This is a genomic window from Noviherbaspirillum sp. (genome assembly GCF_035944575.1).
Lineage (GTDB): Bacteria > Pseudomonadota > Gammaproteobacteria > Burkholderiales > Burkholderiaceae_D > Noviherbaspirillum.
This window is the reverse complement of sequence record NZ_DASZBA010000134.1, coordinates 1-5,414: the sequence shown is the minus strand read 5'-3', so window position 1 is coordinate 5,414 and position 5,414 is coordinate 1. Positions and strand designations below refer to the sequence as shown.

6 protein-coding genes are annotated in these 5,414 nt (G+C 55.7%); all 6 read right to left on the bottom strand.

Annotated elements, in window-relative coordinates; all coding sequences use genetic code 11:
* Positions 1 to 147: 147 nt before the first annotated feature.
* Complete coding sequence (locus tag VGU61_RS09115) at positions 148 to 1,041, bottom strand: ExeA family protein (RefSeq protein ID WP_326858801.1); 894 nt, start codon at positions 1,039 to 1,041, stop codon at positions 148 to 150.
* 7 nt (positions 1,042 to 1,048) lie between these two features.
* Positions 1,049 to 2,779, bottom strand: a complete 1,731-nt coding sequence (gene mshL / locus VGU61_RS09110; RefSeq protein ID WP_326858800.1) for a pilus (MSHA type) biogenesis protein MshL — start codon at positions 2,777 to 2,779, stop codon at positions 1,049 to 1,051.
* Between the two features lie 21 nt (positions 2,780 to 2,800).
* Positions 2,801 to 3,127 carry an MSHA biogenesis protein MshK gene (locus VGU61_RS09105; RefSeq protein ID WP_326858799.1) on the bottom strand — a complete coding sequence of 109 codons (327 nt, stop codon included), beginning with the start codon at positions 3,125 to 3,127 and terminating at the stop codon, positions 2,801 to 2,803.
* Positions 3,128 to 3,168: 41 nt separating this feature from the next.
* Positions 3,169 to 3,900, bottom strand: coding sequence for an MSHA biogenesis protein MshJ (locus tag VGU61_RS09100; protein WP_326858798.1), 732 nt, complete (start codon positions 3,898 to 3,900; stop codon positions 3,169 to 3,171).
* Positions 3,897 to 4,601 (bottom strand): PilN domain-containing protein, encoded by a 705-nt coding sequence (locus VGU61_RS09095; RefSeq protein WP_326858797.1) that lies wholly within the window; start codon positions 4,599 to 4,601, stop codon positions 3,897 to 3,899. Before VGU61_RS09095 ends, VGU61_RS09100 begins: the two co-directional genes overlap by 4 nt.
* Positions 4,598 to 5,414: agglutinin biogenesis protein MshI (gene pilM, locus VGU61_RS09090; RefSeq protein ID WP_326858796.1), on the bottom strand; the 817-nt coding region annotated here is incomplete at its 5' end. The genes pilM and VGU61_RS09095, both read right to left, overlap by 4 nt.

Genomic DNA, 5,414 nt, shown 5'->3' with positions numbered 1-5,414 from the left:
GCAGGTTTGCTAACGCTAGCGCCACCCACCATGCGGCATGCATGCCGCGCCGCTCGGGCACTGCGCGGATGTGCGCACCGTAGGTGCCAACCCCGCCGACTTCCGCACGACGGGAGTCCAGCTCTTGAAGCATTTGATTGATCAGGCTCATTTGAAGTACGCCCATCCTGCGCTTGTGCCCGCTGCAAGAAAAATTGCAGCTCCCAGCCAGGACCACGGTAGTCCAATGCTTTTCGCGGCTCCGGTGTCGGCTGCAGCTGCACGGACATGGCGTGCGCTGATCTGCTGCTTTCCTTCGCCGAATGTCAGCATCATGGCTTTGTGGGAAAGAATATTGACCAGGCGTGGAATGCCGCCGCTGGCTGAATACATTGCATTGACGGCGCCAGTGTTGAAGAGCCTGCTGCCAGTAAATCCGGCAACGCTCAGGCGATGAGAAATATAAAACGCCATGTCGTCCTTGGTCAGGGGGCCCAAGTGATAGTGAAAGGTAATCCGTTGATTGAGTTGGCGGATTGCTTCCTGTTGCAACTTGCGATCCAGTTCGGGCTGACCAAACATGACGATTTGAAGCAACTTTCGCTTTTCGGTTTCCAGATTAGTCAGCAGACGCAGCGCCTCAAGCGTCTCAAGCGGCATCGCCTGAGCCTCGTCGAGACAAAGCAACACTCGTTTGCCTTCGCGTGCGAGCACCAGCAAGCGGTGGTTGATCGCCTTGAGGATCTGGTATTGGTCTGCATCTTTCTCGAGCGGCGCCTCGAGTTCCTCGGCCAGCGCCAGCATCAGAGTGCGCGGTTCCAGAAATGGATTCGGAATGTAGGCCGTCACGAATCCCTTATCGAGGGTCGCCATGAATTTGCGACAAAGCAGGGTTTTCCCTACCCCCACTTCACCGGTAATCTTGATAAACCCCTCGCCGTTCTTGGCGGCGATCAACAGTGTATTCAACGCCTCCTGGTAGTTGGAACAGGCGAAGAAAAAGCTGGTATCCGGCGTGATTCCGAACGGCAGTTCACGTAAGCCGAAATGGGTCTTGTACATGTGCAGCTTATTGCTCTTGCGAGTACTTTCGAGTGATGCCCTGAATGCGCTGCTGGCTTTCCAGCACATCCTGTGTCCATGACTCGTTACCCTGAACGACAGTTGGCTTGAGCAGGATCACCAGCTCTCTTTTTTGAACGGAACGCCGCGTATTGCGGAATAATCCGCCCAGCCCTGGCACATCGCCTGCGCCGGGGATCTGGGAGTTGTCCGAGAAGCTGGCCTGCCGCATCAATCCGCCGATGGCGACGATCTGGCCGTCCATGCCGCGAACGACGCTATCCGTTTCGGAGATGGTGCTGGACGCGGTCGGAAGGTTGAATGATCCGGCATTTCCGAGATTGATCGGTTTGTCGACGGTCACGACGTTGCTTACCGACGGATGGATATGCAAAATGATATTGCCGTTTTCTGCAATCTGGGGCGTCACATCGAGAGCCACGCCAGAGAAGAAAGGCTGCACCGTGACAGTCGGACTGGTTGTGCTGGTCGTCCCGATTGCGGTAGTGGTGGTACTGACATTGGTGACATAGAACTCATCCTTACCCACCTTGAGGACCGCTTTCTGGTTATTCAGCGTCGCGATCCGGGGACTGGAAAGCACATGTACGGTTCCCTGGGTTTCAAGGAAAGAAATCAGGGCGGCAAAATTTCGACTTTGGAAGGCGAAGCCAAACAATGAGCCGACCGCATCACTTGCTGCCCCCAGCGCGGTTCCTGGTGTGGCGGTGATTCCTCCCCCCGTTACCGCCCTGGATGGACTGCCATCCAACGGTATTGGCGTCAGCGTGGTTCCGGGGGAAACAAAGCCGCCTGAAACGCGGTTGTTCGAATTTGCATTGAACGAGGCAAATGAAGCCCAATTGATACCTTGCTGGAAGCCGTCGTACAGCTCGACTTCAAGAATCTTTGCATCAAGGATGACTTGGCGGTCAACGGAAAGCTGGGTTGCCTTCAGGTATGCGGACACATTTCGCAATTCATCCCACATGCCGCGCACGACAACGACGCCCGATTGCGGGCTTACTACGATGCTGCGACCTTCCTTGTTTCCGACAATCGCTTCCAGCGAAGCACGCAGTTCGGTCCAGAAATCGCTGTTGGATGTTGTGTTGATCTTGCTGCTGCTGATTGCGACCTGCGTCGGCTGAGGCTGGTTGGAGCCGGGAATACCCGGAGTGATGTTGTTCGTCACGCCTGTGGCGGAACTCGGATTGATCACGTCGCCGACCGCGCCGGAGTTCACCCGAATATCCGATGTCCCCCTGCGACTCCCGGTTAGATAGTTGACCTGGAAAACACGGGTTTGTAGCGTCAGGGGCTTGACGTAAATACGGGTGCCGTCGACGGAATAGTCATAACCGTACAACTCGCGAATCGCATCGAGCGCCTCGAAAACGGTGACATCTTTCAAATTCACCGAAATGGTCCCGGTGACATCCGGATGTACCAACATGCTGTAACGCGTACCCGACACAATACCCATAAAAAATTGCGTGGCGGGCACGTTGTTGAACGTCACGCCAAACCGCTCTTCCAATGGCGGGCGTGCTTTGGGCGTCTCAATCTTCAGTGGCGGCAGGAGCGCGGCCGCCACTGCATCCGGTTGCGCCACGGCTGGCTGGACTTTGCTCGCCTTGGTCAACTCCGAATTGATCAGATCAAGAGTCTCGTTTTTCGGCTGCGTGACGCAACCTGCGATACTCAGGATTACGATGGCAGAAGTAGTTTTTTTCACTCTATCCCTTAACTTTCTGGTTCAGCCTGCCGACCTGGAATCCGGCTTGCGAATGACCGGCTTTTTCTCGATCTCCGGAAAAAGCTTCAGCGTCAGCGCGTCTTTTCCGTTGCGAAGAACCACCTCGGATTCCGTTATTTTTTCAACGCGCATTTCTCCCAGCCTCTGTCCCACCTTCACCGTTTGCCCGCTGATTACCGCCTCATTCCGACCGGGCGCAAGAAGCACGGATTGCAGGACAGGGCCGTTGTTTGCTGCAACTCCCTGCGCTGGATTTTCGAACGCCGGAGGTGGACGGGTCGGGTCGGCAAGTTCCCCGGCGAAAGCGACGGATGAAGTAATCAGCAAGGCAAGTCCTGCTGTACGACGCCCAAGCCTGGCTGTGAATTTCAAAGGTGTAGCCATTTTTCGTTCTGACTCAGCGTGAAGAGGGTCAAGGTCAAGGTTGCCTTCGGATATTCGTCGACATGGAGTCGTGCCTCCCCCCAGAAAAGCTGCCAAGGCATTGTTTCCAGTTGAGTGAGGTACTTCATGGTATCGAGGTAGCTCCCTTGCAGGACGATTTCGACGCCGTGCTTATACACTGCTCCACCGACCGCACCGCCGATGGTGTTCTGCGCGGCGGTAACTACCTGTTCCGGCCGTTTATCTTCGGATTTGGAAGAGGCAGCGATATCTGCCGGCGCCGTCGTTCCGAGCAGTGAAGCGACAGGCAAGGTTTTTAGCGACACAAGCTTCAGAGCGTCGTTATTCTTTAGAATGTCTTCCAGAAGCACGGACATCTTATCCGGAGTTACCAACCCTTTTTGAAGGTCACGCAGCGCGAGCTGCAATTCGGCCGACTGTTCCTTCAGGCGTTGCAACCGGATTTTTGCCGACCGGTCCGGGTCTACTTCGAGCGACATTGCCTTCTGTTTGATCTCGGCCTGGGCGCCTGCTATCAGAGACTGCTCCTGAGTGATACGTTGCGTCAATTGCTTCTGGCGTGCGTACTGCGGTTCCAGGAGCGTGGTATTTACCAGCACCACGAGAATCAAGGCGGACATGGCGAAAATGATGGCGCGCTCGCGCAAGCTTAGCGCGTCGATCTTGAGCGATATTTTTTGCCAGTATTGTTTCATTTTCGTTTGGCTCCGGCTTGGTCCGCACTGGCCTTGTCGAGCTCCGATGACCGCAAACTGAAATCGATGTAGCCGGGCGTTTTCATCTGCCCGGCAGTTGCTGAAGCGGCATTTGCCGAACCCCCGTGCGCGCCGCCGGCCGGTACTTCAATAATCGGTGACTGCATTTCAAGTACAGCAAAGGTTTTGCCCTGCAGCGAAGGCTCGCGCTTGAGACGGGTAATGTACGCAGGGACAAGTTCTGCTTGCAGGGCCCGTCCTTGCAGCGTGATTTCGCTGCCTGCGCCGGAGATGGTGAATCCGGTCAGCCATACGCCGGATAGACTTTGCCGCGCGAACGCGCGCATATACTCCGAATAGCCGTTTTCGTTTCCGAACTCGCCCTTGCGCAGAATGTCCGCCACTTTTTGCAAAACGGCGACCTCCGATTCCGCCACCTTGACCTGTGCTTCCAATGTCCCACTTTTCTGACGCGGACCGAATTGTGCATCGATTTTGCTCAACGTCGACTTTACCGACGCCAGCTGTGTGCTCGTCGCTTCTGCTTCCCTTGCCAAGCCGGACACACGGTAATTCGTATAACCGGCCAGCAAACATGAACCGAGAAGAATCATGCCCAGGGCCTGAGCCATGGTGACTGCGGAAAAATGCTTCTTCTGCTTGAGGAATATGGGATTGAAGAGATTGATCTGCTGGCTCATAGCGTCTTCTCCTCATGGCGGAGTGCGGCCCCTAACGTCATGAAGTAGCGCTGCTGCGCTTCCGGCGTCAACAATGCGGAAACCTTGGACAAATTCAGCACGCTTGCCAGATTGAGCGTTTCGACCGGAAGGTACAGGTTGGAAGCCAGGTGCTGCTGCAGTTCGCCGGCTGCGTCGCCGATCGGACTCAACACTAGCTTCGCTACCGTAATGAAGTGATATTGACGGTCGAAATGATCGAGCGAGCGTTGCAACTCCAACGCAATGCGCTCGTGATAACTGGTCTTTTGTTCCGGGTCGGATTCGGCCAATTGGTGCAAAGTCACATCAATGCGTCTCGACAAGTACAGCTCGCCTGCATAGGAAATAGTCAGCAGGCCGCCATCCGTATCAAAGGACAGCATCGCCACACCCCGGCCTTCCGGTTCAAGGAAGGCGGCGACATTGCGCTGCGCCATTTCCGGAATGTCGATGACATCAAGCTTTACTTTCGACTCGGCAAATGCGGCCTGGCGGCGTTCGATAAGTTGATTGCGGGCTGCCACGGCAAACATCAGGCGCGTGCGGACAGGTGCGTTCTTGTCGACGGGTACGTTGAGAACGTCGACCGTTGCATCGTCGACGTGATAATCGAGCATGTCTTTCAGACGCCAGCGGACTGCGGTTTTCAATTCATCCGGCGGTACGTTGGGCGCATCAAGCGAAAGCAGCTGGTACTCCCCCAACGCCAACAGTGTCGTGCATTGATGATATGCAACCGGAAGTTCGCGCGCGACCTTTTCCAGCGCTGACGCATCGCTTAATCCGGCCGCC